Genomic DNA, 18,004 nt, shown 5'->3' with positions numbered 1-18,004 from the left:
GACATCCCGTTTTTTTGTATTCTGAGGGATGGACATCCAGGGAACCCGCTGAAAAGCCTCCCGGAAGTAGAAGTCCTCGACTGTCCCTTCATTAGCCCGATCAAGTCCTTTGCCGGTTTTTTCCATAAGCTTCATGCCGATCCATTCTGGAGGGTTGTGGCTTGCGGTTATCATGGCTCCCCAGTGGTTCCATTGCCGGCAGGCCCACTGCAAGGCGGGTGTGGCGGTGCAATCGAGCTCGATAACCGGGCAGCCGCAGGAAAGAAATCCGGAAATGACGGCATCGTAGATCATTTTACTGTGCTTTCGGAGATCGCGGCCAACCACCACCGTTTCCCCCTTGATGAACGTTCCGAAGGCCAAGGCGAGACGGGTTGCCATTTCCGGAGTAAATTCCTCGTTGGCGATCCTCCGGATACCAAACGTTCCAAATAATTCTCCCATCATTTTCCTCCTTCTTTTCCTGGAATACCATGAGCGATTTGGCTTCTGAGTCAGGGACTGTGGTGCTGAAACCTGGCAAAACCGACTAAGAATGGTTAAAAAACCGTCATGAGTTCACCGGGATGAGCTTTTCTATTATAATGATTTATCGAACACCATAAAAGAGCGAAATAAATGAATCGCCCATCTTCTTCGAAACGGCGTTGAAAGTGGATGTCATCACGATGCTGGGCAGGAACGGATAGCTGGCTTATAGAAGCAAAGCTGAATATCCGTCACTGTTTTACCAACGGGAGGCTGTTTATGAAGGATAAATTGGATGCTTTGTCGCAAATCAGTGAATTGATCATATCCGATATGTATTTTGAGGACGTCTTACGCCTTATCGTGACCATCACCGCCCAGGTGATGAAATCAAATATCTGTTCACTTATGTTACTGGACGAGAGTAAAAAAATCCTTGAGATAAAAGCCACCCAATCGATCAGCGATACCTACAATAAAAAACCTCCTCTCAAGCTGGGAGAGGGGATCGCCGGCCGGGTGGCCCTGGAAAGAAGGCCGATAACGGTTCGGGACGTCAAGAGTGATCCGCGGTACTTCAACAAAGAGATTGCCGAAAAAGAAGGCTTGGCCTCCCTTATCAGCCTGCCCCTTCAAGTCAAAGGGAAAACAGTCGGGGTACTGAATTTGTATTCACAGGAAATTCGTGACTTTACCAACGAGGAAGTGAAAATACTCACGACCATAGCCAATCAATCAGCAGTAGTCATTGCCAACTACCGGCTCTTGATGGAGAGTGAGATCATCAAAGGAGAACTGGAGTCCCGGAAAAAGATCGAACGGGCTAAAGGACTGCTCATGCAGGAGTTCAATATCAATGAAGATGAAGCATACAAAAAGATCCAGCGCTATAGCATGAACAAACAAAAAACCATGAAAGAAGTTGCGGAAGCCATTATTCTGGCCTCAGAGATGAAGAAAAAAATCTAATGGGCTCTTCTCAGAGATGTACGAAGGGCGGCGATCACGAAAATCAGCGTGGCGGTCAGAATTATGGTCGCTCCCGAAGGTGTATTCAGGAGATAGGACAGAAACAGTCCAGTCAGACAAGACAAAACACCGATCGTTACGGAGAGGGCCATCAGGGTTTTAAAATTATCGGTCATATGCATGGCGGCGGCAGAAGGAATAACGATCAACGCCGAAACCAGAATAATTCCTACGACACGTAAAGACACTACGATTGTAATCGCCACCAGCCCCGCCAGCAGGTGGTTGAGGAAAGCCACCGGGATTCCGGATACGGCGGCGGTTTCGTCATCAAGAACTATACTGAGCAATTCCTTATAGTAGAAAATGACGAGAAAGACAACGATAGCCAGGACCCCGGTCATAATCTTCAGGTCGGAAATGGTCACCGCCAATATATTACCGAAAAGGTATCCAAATAAATCCACATTATACCCACGAAGGTATCCGGTCAAAAAGACTCCAAGACCCATGGATGCCGAGTAGAAAATGCCGATGACCGTATCTTCCCGAACAATCTTCCGGCGGGAAAAAAACGATATGCCCAGGGCGCTGAGCACACAAAAACCAATCGCCGTAAACATAGGATCTATACCCAGAAGATAGCCGAGAGCCACGCCACCGAAGGCGGAATGGGAAATCCCCGCACCCATGAATGAGAGCCGTTTCAGGACCACGTATACACCGACTATGGAACACATTACCCCGGCAACGATGCCTGCGAGTATCGCCCGCTGCATAAAGGTATATTGAAGGATATTCAAAAGATCAGTCATTTCTCTCCATTCGTGGATCGTGCAAAGCGTTCATCAGGTTCCCGGCCGACGACGATATGGGGAATGGCTCCGTGATGGAAGAACGCTGCTTCTTTCCCGTACATCTTCTTCAGGATTTCGGCGGTGATTATTTCCTCAGGTCGACCGTGAACCACCAGTTGACGGTTGATACAGGCGATACGGTCCGCGTATCGGGCAACAACCCCCACATCATGGGATACCATGAGAATGCTCATCCCCCACTGGCGAAGCTTCTTTAATAGTTCATAAAAAGTTTCACTGGATTTCAGGTCAACTGCTGTTGTCGGTTCGTCTAATATCAGTATCTTTGGATCATGAACCAGGGCTCGGGCGATAAGCATTTTTTGTCTCTGACCACCGGATATTTTCCCGATTTGCATTCTCTGCAACGATTCAAGGGCCACCACCTCAAGCGTTCTTTCGACCGCTTTTCGGTCTTCGCTGGATGGGCGTTTTCCAGGCCCGATGAGGGCAAAGCGTCCGGTCAGGATAAAGTCATAAACGTTAATGGGAAAACGAAAGTCAACCGAGTTGTTTTGGGGAACATAGCCGATTTGAGATCGCCGGGAGTTCAGTTGCGACGGTTTTTTACCGAATACGAGCACCTTACCTTGGCGGGGAGGGAGTAAACCCAGGATAATTTTCAGAAGGGTGGTTTTTCCAGATCCGTTTGGGCCAATTAGCGCCAGAAAATCACCCTGCTCGACTGTCAGCGAGATATCGGTCAGTATGTCATCATGATCGTAGGCGAAAAAAACGTGTTCCAATTCTATCAGAGGATGCAATAAGGCGCCTCGTTGTTATCGGAGAACCTCAGCGATGGTTTCCAGATTTTTTCTCATGATAGTAAGATACGGTTTGTCTGGAAAACTTCCCAGGGGGTCAAGAATGGCCATCTTCACGCCGGCCTCCTCGGCCAAGACGACCGCCGCTTTTTGGCTTAGCTGTGGCTCGGCGAAAACGACACGGATCCCGGTGGCCTGAATCGATTCAATCAAATCTCGGATTTCACGGGGAGTCGGTTCGCGCCCTGGGAAACGTTCAATACTTCCGGCCTGATGCAGTCCATAATCTTTGGCAAGATACGGCCAAGCGGCATGCGCGGCGACGAATTCCCGGGAGGTGAAGGTTAAACTTTTTTCAGTAAACCATTCATCTAAAGAAGCAAGTTCTTTCTGGTATTCCTGAGCGTTTTGGAGATATTGGGCCTTACCCTCCGGATCAAGCGTGCCTAGAATCTCGGCAATCTGCTCAACCATCAGCTGTGCATTCCGCAGGGAGAGCCAGATGTGTGGGTTACCCTGGCTATGATGGTGATCCTTTTCGTCATCCTGGCTATGATGGTGATCCTTTTCGTCATAGATGACAGGTATGCCCTCGTTTACCTCGAAAACCGGAATCCGGGTTCCCGCCTCCTGTATCAGGGGATCGATGAACTTTTCATAGCCAAGTCCGATCATGAATAAAGCATCGGCCCGGCTGAGGCTCACCAGGTCAGAAGGAATCGGTTCATAGGTGTGCGGGCTTGCTCCGGAAGGAACAATCTGGTGTACCGCAACCCGCCCGCCGCCTACCTGGTAAACCATGTCGGCCAAAGGAGCGATGGAAGCGACGACATCAAGTACCGGTTCTGTGCTGGCCGTTGACGGCATAACCCCAATTAAGACGATTACCACACATAACAATAGCCCGAGAACTATGTTCCAAAAACGCTGCGTCATACCCATACAATCCACCTCCTCAATTTCTCTTTCAGCGGCACTGCGGACACATCCCCGATAGGCCCATCAGGTGATCGATGATGTGGAAGCCGGTTTTTTTCCGGACCGCCTGAAAGAAGTTATCCGGTTCGCCACAGGGAATTTCTTGAACAATTCCGCAGTTTTGACAGGTGATAAAATGTCCATTTCTTTGACGGGAAAGAAAATAACCGTGACATTCTTTTTCCTGATGAACTTTCTTTAAGAGACCTTTTGCTTCAAGGAGCGCAATGTTCCGATAAACCGTTGCCCGGCCGACACCAGGAATCCGATTCACCAGCAGGTTATAAAGTTCCTCGGCGGTGAGCGCATGGTCGCTCTGCTGCAAGACTTCCAGAACTCCGATCCGGGATGGGGTTACCCGGATCTCATAAAGACAAAGAACCTCTTTTGGACTAGCTTTATCGGTTTCCGGTAAATCCTTCATGGCTGGCACCTCAATCATCTGATACTTTGTATTATCTATTATACTGTATCATATGTATTATGTCCAGCATAAGTGGTACTGGGTTTGCCATAATCCCAACGATGGGTAATTAATACTGATTCTACTGCAATAAGTAATTTTGCAGCAAAATCAAGTTTGTGAGATTTGGGAAAATGATGATAGAATGCCTCATTCTCTGGATCGCTTGGAAGTCATTACAGGATACGAGAGAGGACGGTGTTTTTTCTGAAGAGTTATCGAAAAGAGGTCTGGTTTGATGTTCACAAGCGCCGCGAGATCATCAACATAACCCCCCAGGTGACCGAGGCGCTACGGGAAAGCGACATATCGGAAGGACTGCTGCTTTGTAACGCCATGCACATTACAGCCAGCGTTTTTATCAATGACCACGAAGCGGGTCTGCATCGCGATTTCGAAATCTGGCTGGAAAAGTTGGCTCCGGAAAAACCCTATGACCAATACCTTCACAATGGGTTTGAAGACAATGCCGATGCCCATTTAAAACGTACGATTATGGGTCGTGAAGTAGTGATCGCCGTGACTGCCGGCCAACTAGATCTCGGTCCCTGGGAACAGATATTTTATGGCGAATTCGACGGGAAACGAAAAAAGAGGGTTTTAATCAAGATTATCGGGGAATAGGCCAGCTAAATCTTCGCAAAACACAGGACTTCTCCCCAACGTTGTCCGATGAGGCCAAAAAGACCAAATTCCTTCCTTCTGTAAGGCAATACGCTGTCTTGACAAAAATTTCTTAAATGGTAAAGTGTCTGCGAGAAGGGAGGTGGTTTCCAAAAGATCGGATAGAGCGGGTTTCGTTCGCTTGTTTCTCGTCATCCTATTCATTTAGTGAGGAGGTCTGGACATGCATAAAAAAACGAAAATTTCCTTTTTGTTGGTTGTTGTTTTAGTTCTGGTGTTTGTATGTGCGGGGAGCGCTTTCGCCAAATACAGTTTTACGTTCCTGACCCACGGAGGAGAGGGAAATGTTTTTTGGGCCTCCGTCTACCGGGGCGCGCGGGAGGCAGCGGCAAGATACGGGATTGATTTCGTAATGATACGACCTACTGAAGAAGGGGATTTTGCTTCTCAATTGGCCAGTTTCGAAGCGACTTTGGCTCTTAGGCCCGATGGAATCATCACCTCCATCCCCCATCCGGACATGTTCGACGATGTGATCCAAAGAGCCATCGATATGGGTATCCTGGTGATCTGTTCGAATACCGATGACCCGGAAGGCGCAGCCGGGAATGCCCGCCTTTCATATATCGGGCAGGATTTGGTCGTGGCCGGGCGAATCTTGGCTCAAGCCCTTCTGGCCGATATTCCGGAAGGGGAGACTTACCATTTCCTGATAAGTAACGGTGGCCCCGGCCAAGTTTGGGCCGAGCAGAGAGCGAAAGGCATTGTTGGCTATCTCGAAGAAAAAGGTCATTCATACGAGATATTGGATACCACGATTCTCATGGACGTAGCACAATCTCGGATTCAAGCCTATCTTCATGCCAATCCGGAAACCAGAGGAGTTCTGACCGTAGAATATAATCACGCGGCTGCGGCCCGAGCGGCTGAAGCCCTGGGATTTGAGCCCGGAGAACTTTTGATAGGTGGATTCGACCTTGTCCCTGAAGTGCTCACGGGCATTCAGGCTGGGTATATTCAGCTTACCGTTGATCAGCAACCATATCTACAGGGATATCTGGCAGTGGTCCAACTTTACCTCATGCTCGAGTACGGCTTGAGCGCCTGGGATGTCAATACTGGCAATGCTCTTGTTGACGCAACGAATGTCGATATGGTCATCGAGCTTGCCCGTGAGCGGATACGCTGAATTATAATCCAATTCGGAATCAGAAAGTGGAGGAGCACTGACTCCTCCACTTTCTGATGAGCATGGGGGGGGTGAATGATGCAAATTATGAATCAAATTAAGAAAGTTCTTTTACTTCGGGAAATCAGCAGTTTCATTATGCTCTTCGTAGTTATTTTGGTTTTCTTTCTGATTTCCCCCCTCTTTTTAAGCCGGCACAACATCGGGGTCGTCCTCGAGATCATCCCAGAACTTGGTATTGTGGCTGTTGGGGTAACCATGCTCATGATCTCAGGGGAATTCGACCTTTCGGTAGGTTCGGTATTTGCTTTTACTCCAATAATGCTGATCATGTTGGTTGATGCTGGAATGTATACGATTTTAGCGTTAGCTACAGCCCTCTTGATGGCCATCGGCATTGGGGCGCTACATGGTTTTATTACCCTTACTTTCGGTATTCCTTCCTTCATTACCACCCTTGGTGGAATGATGATCTGGCGAGGTGCGATCTTGCTCATTACCGGAGGGTGGCCGCCTTTTTTCCCTCCGGAGATTAATACCCATTTTTTGGTTGGTCGTATCGGGATCTTGCGTGCCTCCATTATCTGGTATGTGGTGATCACCGTCGTTATCTGGATCATTTTAGAGCGAACCGACTTTGGAAACTGGGTCTTCGCCACCGGTGGAAATCAATTCGCCGCCCGGGCTATGGGCATCGAAACCAATCGGGTTAAACTGTTAAATTTCATGCTCTGTTCTTTTTTGGCCGGTTTTACCGGGATTGTTCAATCTTTCCGTCTCGGTACCAGCATCCCAACTATGGGAACGGGGCTGGAACTTGAGGCCATCGCAGCGACAGTGATTGGGGGAACCGCTCTGGCTGGCGGGGTGGGAACGGTTATCGGAACTCTAGTCGGTTCGTTCCTGATCCGGGTGATCGATAACGGGTTGGTGATGGCCCGTGCACCTGGTTACTGGTTCCGGGTGTTCATTGGGATTGCCACCATTTCGGCCGTCATTCTCAATATCTATGTCCGAGAACGCGCGAAGAAATTGAGGTGTTAGACATGTCGAAAAACAATCATCTCGTCGATATGCAGAACATACATAAATGGTTCAGCGGGGTGTGCGCCCTAAAGACTGTTGATTTTCACGTTGGGTACAGTGAGATTGTCGGACTTCTGGGAGACAACGGAGCTGGCAAATCGACCCTGATCAAGATTCTTTCAGGATATCACCCGCCAGATGAGGGAAGGATCTTTTTTGAAGGAAAAGAGATGCATTTTTCTTCCCCCCGGGAAGCCCGCAGCCTGGGCATTGAAACCATTTATCAGGAAGCGGCCATGGTTCCAAAAATGAGTATCATGAGAAATATCTTCATGGGTCGGGAATTGGCTCAGGCCACACTGGGGTTTTCTCGTTATCTTGATATCTCCCGCATGGAAAGGGAATCTATGGAAGCCTTGCAAGGGGTGAACCTACGGTTGCGTTCCCCACATGCCTTGGTGGACGAACTTTCCGGAGGTCAAAGACAGGGCGTAGCCATCGCCCGGGCCATGTATTTCAAATCAAAATTGGTTATCCTTGACGAACCGACGAGCAGTTTATCGATCATGGAATCGAAAAAAGTACTGGATTTTATTAAAGAGCTCAAAAACCAGGAGATATCGAGCATTTTTATTTCCCATAACCTATATCATGTTTACCCGGTGGTCGACCGCATCATCGTTCTCAGTCACGGGCAAAAGATAGGCGATTTTCAAAAAGAAGATACATCCATCGAGGAAATCACCCAGCTAATGATCACCCCCTGACCCCCTCAATTCAAGCCCGCTTTTTGAGCCGGCTCCCCCGGTGAGGCGCTTTTTGTCCCACCAGATAATCACCTCGCGTCCGTTAATGAGGAATGGTCAAGGGAAACGCACCAAACCGATGGCCTCAACCCGAAAATCCGCGTTCCCCGGAGTGAGTTATTCCGGAAAGAAGCCCGCAGAAGTCTATCCATAGCCAGCGTTAGTGACAGGGGAGGAGTTGATGGCCCCATACCACGTTTCCCCCGGGTACTTTTATTCTGCCATTGACAAGCCCTCCTCCCGGTCTTGGCAAAACCCGCCTCCAGCTTGAGAGGTCCAGGACCGGCAAAGTGCTCCACCGGCTCCCGGGAGTGTCCCGGGTAAGCCTGCTCAATATGGTTCTTAAGCTCTTTCTTCATGCCGGGAAACGGTAAAAAAGGCGGGGGAGGGAGTTTTCCGGTTACAGGGGTAGCGGAAGGGAGGCAATTTGTCGAGGGAATTCGCCCGAGGGAGAACGTATTTACAAAAGAGCCCGGGTATAGCCTTCCGGCTGATCAGCCAAGTTTTAATTTAATTTCCAGATGGATGGTGGCGTGATACAATGAAGGGGATTTGTCTGGGATCCGGTCGGTGATACAGGGTCGGAATTCGTGCTTTTACTTATACCGGCCAGGTGACACAACCTCCAGCAGTTAGAATTCAAAGTAGGACAGGGGATGAGAGACCCTAAGGGGCCATAAGGGTTGATATGTCTTCCACACAAGCCTTTCAACCTTTTCATAACCTGTTCCAAACCTTTTATTGACAGAGGAGGGTATCCGCAACGTGACGACTGTCATGCCTGATCGCCCGACGAAAACAACCTATCGACTACCCTTTGCCACAACCGTCTTTATCGTCTTTACCCTTTTCATTTCATGGGGTATGTTCACGTGCCTGTCCTACGCCCAGCCATCACTCACCCAGGAAACACCTCCTCCCCCTCCCGGCTGGAGTGAGCGAACAGTCTATCATATGACGCTTCACCTGCCCGATGACTGGGTTTTCCTGAGCCCCGGACAGGAACGGGACCAGCTTGGAGGGTTTGTTCTGATCGATGAACACCTGACACTGACCGAGGGGAATCCCGCCGGAAGGACGGATTTCCTGGTGATCGGCCGTGGCGAGGGCATTCGGGAGATGGAAGAAGAGATGGTCTCGGAGCTGACGACCATGGGGCAATTACACCACCGGACCGAAGATCTCTCCATCGGGGGGAGGACAGCGGTATATTACCTTTTTTCTCTATTGGTACCGGAGGTGGCAAACGAAATACACTTTCACGCGGTATTTCTCTCACCGGCATTTGAAGGGGATGTACCCATCGCCCTGGTTTTCATTCTTCCCCATGGTATACAGGACGATCAAAACACTCTGGTGCAACTGGTGTTGGACAGCATATCTTTCCACCCCTTTCCCTATACTCTGGTATCCCAACTGGGAAACGAACCATCAGGCGTGACACTCGATTCTCCCAGCGGTCTGGCCTGTGATGCGTCGGGTAGCCTCTACATCGCTGATCGGGGAAACCACACCGGATTGTGGTCTTTGATGCTCAGGGGAGCCTTCTGCGGGAATGGGGAAACCGGGGGAACGGACCCGGTGAGTTCTCTTACCCTGAAGGAATCACTGTGGACCGGGAAGGGTACGTGTATGTCACTGACTGGAACAACCGGGTTCAGAAATTCGACCCATCGGGACAACCCATCACCCAGTGGGGTCAATGGGGGGATGGTCCCGGTGAATTCAACAATCCCCGGGGAATCGCGGTGGATCGGGAAGGGTCAGTCTATGTGGTCGACACCGGGAATTTCCGTCTGCAAAAATTCGACCCGAACGGGGAATTTCTCACCGCCTGGGGATCGGACGGGGATGGACCGGGAGAATTTTCCTTTTCCGATCTTTCCCTGGCCGGAGTAGCGGTCAATCCTCTCGGCCAGGTTTTCGTCAGTGACGCCGGAAACGACCGGATCCAGGTGTTTGACTCCAACGGACACTTCCTCCGGTTTCTTTACCGGGCACAACGGCACCAGGAGGTGTTCCTGACTCTGGATTTTCCTTCCGATCCACCCTACTTCACTCCCGCCGGCCTGGGCTTCGACCACGACGGTAACCTGTTTGTCGCCGACGACTGGTCGCACTCGATCCTGAAGTTCGACCCGGATCTCCAACTCCGCCAGGCCTGGTCGAGACTGGAAACCACCGATGTTCCCGGCCAAATCCGCCCGGATATGTCCACCATGCGCTCAGTTGACGGGATCGCCGTGGATCGGACGGGCAGGGTATATGTTTCCCACGGCCTGCAACCCTACCTGGTATACGGCTTCCAGCCCTCACTTCGAGAAACGCCCACTCCGTGGACCAGCGAAGGAGCACAGATCCCTCCGCCTGCCCCGGAACCCTCTCCGATTCAGCCTCCGGAAATACCCCGGATGAGAGAGGGTAAACCTTTTCTTTCCATCGTATCCATCGAACCATATGACCCGCCGCACTCACCAGCCATACCAGCGTTCCGTGTGGTCTCCATCGAACCAGTCGATCGGACACCCGAACCTCCAACCAGCCAGACACTTCAGGTCATGACCATAGAACCCTTGATCACCCCGCCACCCCTACCGCCCATACCGGAACCGACTCCAGTTCTCACTCCGCCACCGGTACCGACCATTCCACCTGAGGAGAAAATACCCCCTGTGCCATCGACTCCGACGCCGACTCCGACTCCGACGCCGACACCGACTCCGACGCCGATGCCGACGCCGACTCCTGATTCTGTTCTCCTGCTGAGTCCATCCGATCTTTCAGAGATCAAAACCGGTGAATCGATCCGTTTCACCGTGACCCTCTTAAACCAACCGCCCTCGGTTACTGAGGTCAAGTACGTCTGGAGTTTCGGAGACGGAACAGACCCGGTCCACAGTGATGACCGGGATCTTACTCATACCTTCCAACGAAGCGGAACGTTCGATATCACCGCCAAAGCCTTCGACAAGGCAACGGGAACGATGGTAGCCATGGTGAGGATACCGTTACGGGTCATCACCCCCGGCCCGGCCCTTTTGACCCACCGGGAAAATTATCCGAACGGCCAGCCCAGGCTTCAATACACCTACTACATCGATTCAGCGGGAAACCGTGTCAAACACGGTACCAAAACCTCCTGGTATGACAATGGCAGGAAGCGGGCGGAAGGACCATACCAGGATGGAAAAAGGCAGGGTACCTGGACTTCATGGTATGACAACGGATCCATCGGCCAGAGCGGCCCCTACGTGAATGACATTCGTCACGGCACCTGGACATATATTACCGGAACGGCCGGAAGGAATCAGAAGGCCCTTTCCTGAACAATCAACGCCACGGCACGTGGATCAAGTGGCACGATGACGGCCGAAAGCAGGCCGAGATGGATTATCAAAACGACACGATCGTCGCCTACCGGGAAGCGCGGTAGAGTGAAGAGTGAGAAGTAAGTGGCCGGTAAGACGTAAGAAGGGTGGGAGGAAAGCTCATTCAAAGTTCAATGTTCAAGGTTGGGAACCGGTTGGGAGGTTCGGAGTTGTTTTTCCTAATCTCCTCAACCCCTAAACTCCTACACCCTGTATTTCAGAGGAGGTGTCGACTCCATGAAAGGTTGTTCTTTTTTCGGAAAACTCATCGTCTTTATCCTGTCGATAGCGATCACGATCGGATTGACCGGCCGGGTGAACGCCCAGCATGCCGCTCTTGATGTTCCGGTGATCTACGGGGGGGACCTCCCGCTCAACCAGACGGTGACCGGAGAAATGGGTCCTGACCATACGGTGGAATTTTCCCGCCTGGTTATCCCGGAATCGGGATTCCTGACGCTTACCCTCAAGGGTCCGATCAGGACCCAGGGGCAGCTGATTCTCTATGATATCAATGGGATGACTGAAATCGGTAAAGTCCGGGTGGAAGGCCGGGACCCCGGGATGATCTCCGCCGGCCTGTTTCCAGGGGATTACTACGTCAAGCTGGAGCGGACCGGCGAACAATGGAGTTACGAGCTGGAGGCAGCGTTTGATCCTGATCCGCCAACCGGTACCGAACCCAATGACCGCTGGTTCGACGCTTCGCTTCTCAACTTGGGACAAACCAACCCAGGCCACCTGGGCTACTGGCGGAACGGGTGGACGGATACCGAGGACTGGTGGACCGTATCCATTGAAGAAGAAGGACTCCTCACCGTGAACGTCATGCCTGTCCGGGAAGAAGCCCGGGGTGAGAAAACACCCATAGAGGGGTCATTCAGCGGCCGTTTAGGCTTCACCGCCCGGGGTTACCTGGCTGGTGAACACTGGTACCGTGTTCGGACAGATCGGGATGGCGTACTCACCGTATTTCTCTCTGTGGAAAATGACCACGAGAGAAATCCTTTAGGTCAAAACCACACCTGGACTTTTACAGCCGGCATTGAAGAAGTCCGCATCCCGGAAACCATTTCACCGGAGCCGGCCGTTACCCCAACGACCACACCACCGTCACCGCCTCCGGTTCCCACAATACCGCCGTCTCCTCCGTCGGAGATACCGGCTCCCCCCTCACCACCACCGGTACCGGTTCTCCCAACGCCCTCTCCCGCGCCCGAACCACCGGTCTCGCCGTGGGAAGAATGGCCGGGAATCAGCGATCTCCCTTCCGACAGGGGTTGGGCAGTCACCTTCGCCGAAGGACTCGATGAAGCCACCGTGAACCCTGCCACCATTTTTGTCGCTCAGGAAGAGGATGGACAATTCCCCATACCAGGAGTGACACTCGGCTTTGATCCGGGGCGACCCCACCAAGTGATGATCGAACCACCCGATACCGGATGGATCCCGGGTGAAACCTATTACCTGTTCATCGCTGGCCAGGTCCGGTCCCTGACCGGGGCAATGATCACCCGGGGAGTACGGATGCCCTTCACCATCGAAAGGGCTCCCGAACCTTATGAAATCCTTTCCATCTTTAACGATCTTCTGTCCTTTCCCGTTCCCCAGGGTCCCCCTGAGGTCTCTGAGTTTACCCTGGATACACCCCATGTCATCACCAGGCTGGAAACCTTCCACTTCCCCTCCCCTGCTCTCGTAGGATCCATTGCCCTGATGGAGGAGGACGGGACTGAATACGATCCCTGGACCGCTACCGGGAAACCCGGACCCGGTGATTTTCCCGATGTGTACTGGGTCGTCAATCCTGATCTTCTGTTACCCCCGGGCACCTACCGGGTGGTGGTTTCACACCCCGGCACCTGGTCGTTCAACGAAGCATCAGGTAACCGGGGGTTCGTCACTGTCGAAGGATATGCGGCCCCGTAACGGGCATCGCCTGGAAGGAGGTCAAGATATCTCATATTCCGTGTCGACCGATTACAAAAGGAATCACGAGGAGGCAGAACATCATGTACAGAAGGTTTCTGGTTGGTTTGATCGTGGCCGGCCTATTGGTGGCTGGCATAGGGACCGTTCTGGCGCAGCAAACCTGGGATGATTTCGTCGAACATTATCTCTCCCTGAGTTCGGCCGAACAAGAACAGGTCCGCTCCAGTATGACTCCTGATGAACAGGTGTATCTGGAACAGCTCCTGGCGCAGCGGGGAGTTCCGAGAAACGCTGCGGTACCGGACCTCGCTGTCCTGCCCGACCCGGGAAACCTGACCGCTTACCGGGATAAGGCCGGTGAAACGTTCCGTTTTCTGGTCACGGGGGCTGTCTCAGGAAGTGTATGGGGAACCGGGGTGTACACCGACGACTCCAATCTCGCCACGGCCGCCGTTCATGCCGGGGTGCTCCGTCAGGGTGAAAGCGGGGTCGTCACGGTGACCGTTCTTCCGGGGCAAGCCAGCTACCAGGGAAGTACCAGTTTCGGGATAACCAGCGGGAATTACGGGTCGTGGCACGGGAGCTACCGGTTCGAAGCGCAGACCACCATCACCGCCGGAATCCCCACCCAGCTCACCTATACCGTCGTGGCCCAGAACCTGTCCGGCGTACCGGTGGCCAACCCGGTGATCCGGGACAACGGGCGCATTCTCAACAATGACGATGCGGTGAAGACCGGAGGGAACCAGGACAACATTCTGGAGGTGGGGGAAACCTGGACCTGGACCTACCAGGAGACCGTGACCGAGACGATCGGGCGTGACATCGTCAATACCGCCACCATCGAGGGACCGGATGACGCAAACCTGGATACCGATCCCGCCAACAACACCGCCAGCACCGCTGTCACCGTCACGGCACCGCCCGGTACCTATGACCTGTCCATCACGAAAACCGTCACCGCCATGGCATTGCCTGAGGAAGGCATCGAGATCGGGGAGACCCCGGGATGCCGTCCTCGATGAATGCAACGCGTGGAAGGCCGCCCAGAGCGGCGGGTACCTGGGTACCGAGGACACCTGGGATATCAGCGCCATGCCGGCGGGAACGTCCTTTGATCTCCGGTTCAACGCCCATAGCGTCCCGGACCGCTACGTGGTCGAATACCCGGCAGGCGTCAGGGTACTCGACACCGAGTGGCGGGGCGAACAGTCCTACATCGACCGGAACCCCCAGCTCTATCCGGGCGGTTTGTCCGGTCCGGGACAGGGCCAGGTCGACGGCGTCTTCGTCAAGGGACAGGCCAATGCCTTCAAGGTGATCGTCTACGGGCCGGAAGAAGGGACGGCCTGGGATTACGAGGTCAGGGGGAACTGCCCCTGAGGGATGTGGCAAGATGGACCTCTTTTTCATGTTGTCTCTTGAGCGGTCACGGACACCATTTTCCCTGTCACACATCGGCATCGCAAAACCGCCTGTTTCCTCCGACCGTCTCTCGACTCACCACGAATTTACGACAAGACAAAGATCGATTACAATATCGTTATGGTTGCAGAATACCTGTTCGAAAGACCTGCCGCCTGATCAGACATGCCCGGTGGGACAGGAAGGGGGACGGGGATTCAGTCGAAAGAGAGACACAAGAAGCGGGACGGTCAGAAAAGCCGTTGAACATTGAGCGAGGAAGGAACTCTCGAACGAGGGGCACCGGGGGAATGAAAGCCCCCTCTCCCGAGATCGAGAGGGGGCTGACGTACAACCGATTACTGATCACCGTTCTACTGAAAAAGGAGGTCTTCACATGCATAAAGCATTCATTATCGGCATAAGACTATGATATCCTGACCGACGAACCTGTCATGTTCCTCGGGAAAGAAGGCCGAATGGTCGTCCTGTACGACGAAATGGAAGATGGATTCCTGGTCTACCTTGGGCTGGAGAGAGTCCTGAGAACCGGAGAAGACCTTTTCATGATGGTTGCCGTTCTACAAGAATCATTCGAAGCGTTCAAGTCGGAACTGGATCAAATCCTCGCCTCATTCACCCTGGGGAACTGAACATCAAAACAACCACTACCAATCGAAGAGAGGAAAAGGCCAAGGCTCCTCAACGGGCTGGCATCACCACCGATCCGACTAAACACCATAGGAGGTCGTCCCATGAAAAAAACACTCATAATCGGTATCACCGTCTTGGTCTTTTATGCTTTACTCCTCCCGACTCTCGCCGGGGCCCAGGACGGGTGGCAAACGATCACCCTGGGAAGCATGACTTTTCAGCTCCCTGCCAACTGACAGAAGCTAGAGGAAGAGATCGGCTTCGGAGAACTGGAAATGGGCTGGTATGTCGGTGACGTCGAAGAACCGACTCACTACATGGTCATCGCCATTTGTTTACCATGGAGGACGAGGAAAATGTTGATCGAATCTCCGATGAAACCATCCAGTTCCTCGGTAAAGACGGCCGCTCAGTGTATCTACATAACAAAATGGATGGAACTCACGGACGGTTTATCGCCGTCGAGGGGATCCTGGAAACCGGTGAAGATCTCTTCCTGATGATCGGAGTGCTCGACGAATACCGTGAAGCATTTCAACCGGTACTGGATCAGATCCTGGCCTCCTTCAACTTCGCCGAATAAAGCAAAACAGTCCGCCCGCCTGTTAATCCGTATTTCGTATGGTATTTCGATGCTCTCTACTCCATAGAATCAGCCACCATTGAACAGCGGATGCTTCCCGACGGGCGTTTCCAGGTCCACGAAACCATCGAGTACCGGATGCGCAAACGTTACGCACGATGGCTTGATGTCCTTGGTCGTCTTTCAGGTTCTCGTGGTTCTTCACGAATGCCTCCACTTCCGCCTCAATAGCCAGAGTGAGCAGCCGGCGGGCTCCTTCCCGTAAAACCTCGGTGAAGGGATCCTTGACGGCTGGATTGATCAGGCATTCTGCTTCCGCATTTTGGGTGATTTCCTTTGACAATTCTTCCCTAACGTGCTTTGCTGTTCTCGTGGCCTATCCTCCCTTCGGGGAGCGAGGTGATTTCTTGGTGATGCTTGAACTTCACCTTAGGATACGCCACCTGTTTTCATTTGGCTATACACAAGTTTTGAGTGTAGCTCGGGAGAAGGGGCTTCACCCTCGACTCCCGAAACATTTTGCTCCTGTGACAGATTTGCTCACTATGCGGCAACGCGTCAACCATTTTTCACAAAGAAGTTTTTTCCTGAAGGAGTGGTAGTAGTGGATTTTGAACTCAATATACTAATCAGCTTTCTGGCCGGCCTGTTATCCTTCCTGTCGCCCTGTATCCTGGCTATCGCACCGGCCTACTTGGGATATGTCACTGGGGTCAGTTCACTGGAAAAGAATCGGAAACGGGTCGTACTCCATACCGTATTGTTCGTGGTTGGATTTACCGGAGTGTTTTTTGTGCTGGGAGTGGGAGCCTCCAGTCTCGGAACCCTCCTTTTCCTTTACCGGCCGTGGTTCAATCGGATCGCCGGGATCGTGATTATCGTCTTTGGTTTGCAGGTCCTCGGATTATTAAAAATTCGCCTGCTGTATTCGGAAAAGCGGCTTCAGGCCGGCCGGCGTCTGAACCGGCTCAGAAGCCTGGTGTTGGGGATGACTTTTGCTCTGGGATGGGCTCCCTGCGTAGGACCGATCCTCGGTTCAATCCTCTTGTATGTGTCTACCCTGGGCCGGTTTATGGAAGGAGGACTCCTGCTGTCATTTTATGCCGCTGGCTTGGCTCTTCCGTTTTTGCTCTTGGGTAGTGGATGGGGGTATACTATGACCTTGCTTCGTGGAATCCAAAGACGGGGGAGATTGGTAGAAATAATCAGCGGCATGCTCCTGATCGTCCTCGGGATTCTTCTGGTCACTGACCAGATGCAGGTCATTGTTCATCGATTGGGATTTGATCTCTTTATTAACACCGAATCCTTGTTACTCGGTGACTGAGTCCTTGCACGATTCAGAATGAAGGATACATTCAATCCCGGACTGTTTATTCTGTATACAATCGATCGGGGAGGACCGGCATGTCTATTCTCGGAAGGGATAACAAGCCTGTAAAAAGCTTCAGTAAGGTCTCCAAACAACTGAAGCTTTCGAGCCGTGTCTACAGAGGGATCAAACCTATACCGGTTGATCAGGTGATGGGAAGCGTAGGACGAGTACAGGATCTGTTACCCGGTTTTAGGTTGAAAAATCCGGACATCCGTTACTTTAGGATTCGCCGGGCAATGGAACGGGGAGACATTCTGCCTCCCATCATTGTTTATCAGGTGGGCCATGAATATTATGTTTTGGATGGAAATCATCGTATAATGGTGGCCAAAGAATTGGGTATAGTCTTCCTGGATGCTGAAATTGTGGAATTCTTTCCCAGCGAACGACGCGAAAGTCCAACGCTACGCAAAAAAAGAATAGAGTTTGAAAAAATGACCGGACTGCAGGGAATCGACGCCTCCGAACACCGCCACTATGATATTTTTCTGGGTACTATCCGGGACAACGCTAAACAAATGGAGCAATTTCTGGGCCGCTCCGT

General features: G+C 52.1%; 20 protein-coding genes. 14 read left to right on the top strand and 6 right to left on the bottom strand.

What is annotated here, in order from left to right; translation table 11 throughout:
* Nucleotides 1-447, bottom strand: a 447-nt coding sequence (locus VLH40_01960; protein HSV30775.1) for a hypothetical protein, incomplete at its 3' end; no start/stop codon positions are given.
* 300 nt (nt 448-747) lie between these two features.
* Here VLH40_01960 and VLH40_01955 point away from each other — a divergent pair.
* Nucleotides 748-1,437 (top strand): GAF domain-containing protein, encoded by a 690-nt coding sequence (locus VLH40_01955; GenBank protein ID HSV30774.1) that lies wholly within the window; start codon nt 748-750, stop codon nt 1,435-1,437.
* Here VLH40_01955 and VLH40_01950 read toward each other — a convergent pair.
* The 4 genes from VLH40_01950 to VLH40_01935 are packed head-to-tail and all read right to left on the bottom strand — an operon-like array spanning nt 1,434 to nt 4,460.
* Nucleotides 1,434-2,252 (bottom strand): metal ABC transporter permease, encoded by an 819-nt coding sequence (locus VLH40_01950; protein HSV30773.1) that lies wholly within the window; start codon nt 2,250-2,252, stop codon nt 1,434-1,436. The two genes, VLH40_01955 and VLH40_01950, sit on opposite strands and share 4 nt — an antisense overlap.
* Entirely contained in the window at nt 2,249-3,058 is an 810-nt protein-coding gene (locus tag VLH40_01945) for a metal ABC transporter ATP-binding protein (protein HSV30772.1), read from the bottom strand. Before VLH40_01945 ends, VLH40_01950 begins: the two co-directional genes overlap by 4 nt.
* Before the next feature lie 15 nt (nt 3,059-3,073).
* Nucleotides 3,074-4,000, bottom strand: a complete 927-nt coding sequence (locus VLH40_01940; protein HSV30771.1) for a metal ABC transporter substrate-binding protein — start codon at nt 3,998-4,000, stop codon at nt 3,074-3,076.
* A gap of 25 nt (nt 4,001-4,025) precedes the next feature.
* Complete coding sequence (locus VLH40_01935) at nt 4,026-4,460, bottom strand: Fur family transcriptional regulator (GenBank protein HSV30770.1); 435 nt, start codon at nt 4,458-4,460, stop codon at nt 4,026-4,028.
* A gap of 237 nt (nt 4,461-4,697) precedes the next feature.
* Between VLH40_01935 and VLH40_01930 the strand changes: the two genes are divergently transcribed.
* The 11 genes from VLH40_01930 (at nt 4,698) to VLH40_01880 (ending at nt 16,085) form a co-directional block, all read left to right on the top strand.
* Entirely contained in the window at nt 4,698-5,123 is a 426-nt protein-coding gene (locus VLH40_01930) for a secondary thiamine-phosphate synthase enzyme YjbQ (GenBank protein ID HSV30769.1), read from the top strand.
* Between the two features lie 223 nt (nt 5,124-5,346).
* A complete protein-coding gene (locus VLH40_01925; protein ID HSV30768.1) occupies nt 5,347-6,312 on the top strand; it encodes a substrate-binding domain-containing protein in 966 nt (321 codons plus the stop codon).
* A gap of 87 nt (nt 6,313-6,399) precedes the next feature.
* Nucleotides 6,400-7,356 (top strand): ABC transporter permease, encoded by a 957-nt coding sequence (locus VLH40_01920; protein HSV30767.1) that lies wholly within the window; start codon nt 6,400-6,402, stop codon nt 7,354-7,356.
* 2 nt (nt 7,357-7,358) lie between these two features.
* A complete protein-coding gene (locus VLH40_01915; GenBank protein HSV30766.1) occupies nt 7,359-8,105 on the top strand; it encodes an ATP-binding cassette domain-containing protein in 747 nt (248 codons plus the stop codon).
* A 1,559-nt stretch (nt 8,106-9,664) separates the two neighbouring features.
* Nucleotides 9,665-11,470, top strand: a complete 1,806-nt coding sequence (locus VLH40_01910) for a 6-bladed beta-propeller (protein HSV30765.1) — start codon at nt 9,665-9,667, stop codon at nt 11,468-11,470.
* A 279-nt stretch (nt 11,471-11,749) separates the two neighbouring features.
* Nucleotides 11,750-13,441 carry a hypothetical protein gene (locus VLH40_01905; protein ID HSV30764.1) on the top strand — a complete coding sequence of 564 codons (1,692 nt, stop codon included), beginning with the start codon at nt 11,750-11,752 and terminating at the stop codon, nt 13,439-13,441.
* An 83-nt stretch (nt 13,442-13,524) separates the two neighbouring features.
* Nucleotides 13,525-14,469, top strand: a complete 945-nt coding sequence (locus VLH40_01900; GenBank protein ID HSV30763.1) for an LCCL domain-containing protein — start codon at nt 13,525-13,527, stop codon at nt 14,467-14,469.
* 70 nt (nt 14,470-14,539) lie between these two features.
* The gene (locus VLH40_01895) at nt 14,540-14,827 is read left to right on the top strand and encodes a hypothetical protein (GenBank protein HSV30762.1); all 288 of its coding nucleotides are present in this window, start codon (nt 14,540-14,542) and stop codon (nt 14,825-14,827) included.
* Nucleotides 14,828-15,327: 500 nt separating this feature from the next.
* Entirely contained in the window at nt 15,328-15,501 is a 174-nt protein-coding gene (locus tag VLH40_01890) for a hypothetical protein (GenBank protein ID HSV30761.1), read from the top strand.
* Nucleotides 15,502-15,603: 102 nt separating this feature from the next.
* On the top strand, nt 15,604-15,738 hold the full coding sequence (locus VLH40_01885) for a hypothetical protein (GenBank protein HSV30760.1): 135 nt from the start codon (nt 15,604-15,606) through the stop codon (nt 15,736-15,738).
* 95 nt (nt 15,739-15,833) lie between these two features.
* Complete coding sequence (locus tag VLH40_01880) at nt 15,834-16,085, top strand: hypothetical protein (protein HSV30759.1); 252 nt, start codon at nt 15,834-15,836, stop codon at nt 16,083-16,085.
* A gap of 22 nt (nt 16,086-16,107) precedes the next feature.
* Here VLH40_01880 and VLH40_01875 read toward each other — a convergent pair whose 3' ends face one another.
* A complete protein-coding gene (locus VLH40_01875; GenBank protein HSV30758.1) occupies nt 16,108-16,428 on the bottom strand; it encodes a hypothetical protein in 321 nt (106 codons plus the stop codon).
* Nucleotides 16,429-16,689: 261 nt separating this feature from the next.
* Between VLH40_01875 and VLH40_01870 the strand changes: the two genes are divergently transcribed.
* Together VLH40_01870 and VLH40_01865 are read left to right on the top strand one after the other, a co-directional pair.
* Nucleotides 16,690-17,412 (top strand): cytochrome c biogenesis protein CcdA, encoded by a 723-nt coding sequence (locus VLH40_01870; protein ID HSV30757.1) that lies wholly within the window; start codon nt 16,690-16,692, stop codon nt 17,410-17,412.
* Between the two features lie 80 nt (nt 17,413-17,492).
* Nucleotides 17,493-18,004: hypothetical protein (locus tag VLH40_01865; protein ID HSV30756.1), on the top strand; the 512-nt coding region annotated here is incomplete at its 3' end.

The sequence above is a fragment of the Atribacteraceae bacterium genome (assembly GCA_035477455.1).
GTDB lineage: Bacteria > Atribacterota > Atribacteria > Atribacterales > Atribacteraceae > DATIKP01.
Note: the sequence above shows the minus strand (reverse complement) of the source record. Positions and strands in the feature narration are given on the sequence as shown.

Bases quoted from the DNA above. Each gene is read 5' to 3' on its own strand.
- VLH40_01955 (HSV30774.1), top strand. From the start codon at position 748: ATGAAGGATAAATTGGATGCTTTGTCGCAAATCAGTGAATTGATCATA.
- VLH40_01950 (HSV30773.1), bottom strand. From the start codon at position 2,252: ATGACTGATCTTTTGAATATCCTTCAATATACCTTTATGCAGCGGGCG.
- VLH40_01940 (HSV30771.1), bottom strand. From the start codon at position 4,000: ATGGGTATGACGCAGCGTTTTTGGAACATAGTTCTCGGGCTATTGTTA.
- VLH40_01935 (HSV30770.1), bottom strand. From the start codon at position 4,460: ATGAAGGATTTACCGGAAACCGATAAAGCTAGTCCAAAAGAGGTTCTT.
- VLH40_01925 (HSV30768.1), top strand. From the start codon at position 5,347: ATGCATAAAAAAACGAAAATTTCCTTTTTGTTGGTTGTTGTTTTAGTT.
- VLH40_01920 (HSV30767.1), top strand. From the start codon at position 6,400: ATGAATCAAATTAAGAAAGTTCTTTTACTTCGGGAAATCAGCAGTTTC.
- VLH40_01915 (HSV30766.1), top strand. From the start codon at position 7,359: ATGTCGAAAAACAATCATCTCGTCGATATGCAGAACATACATAAATGG.
- VLH40_01905 (HSV30764.1), top strand. From the start codon at position 11,750: ATGAAAGGTTGTTCTTTTTTCGGAAAACTCATCGTCTTTATCCTGTCG.
- VLH40_01900 (HSV30763.1), top strand. From the start codon at position 13,525: ATGTACAGAAGGTTTCTGGTTGGTTTGATCGTGGCCGGCCTATTGGTG.
- VLH40_01895 (HSV30762.1), top strand. From the start codon at position 14,540: ATGCCGGCGGGAACGTCCTTTGATCTCCGGTTCAACGCCCATAGCGTC.
- VLH40_01890 (HSV30761.1), top strand. From the start codon at position 15,328: ATGGTCGTCCTGTACGACGAAATGGAAGATGGATTCCTGGTCTACCTT.
- VLH40_01885 (HSV30760.1), top strand. From the start codon at position 15,604: ATGAAAAAAACACTCATAATCGGTATCACCGTCTTGGTCTTTTATGCT.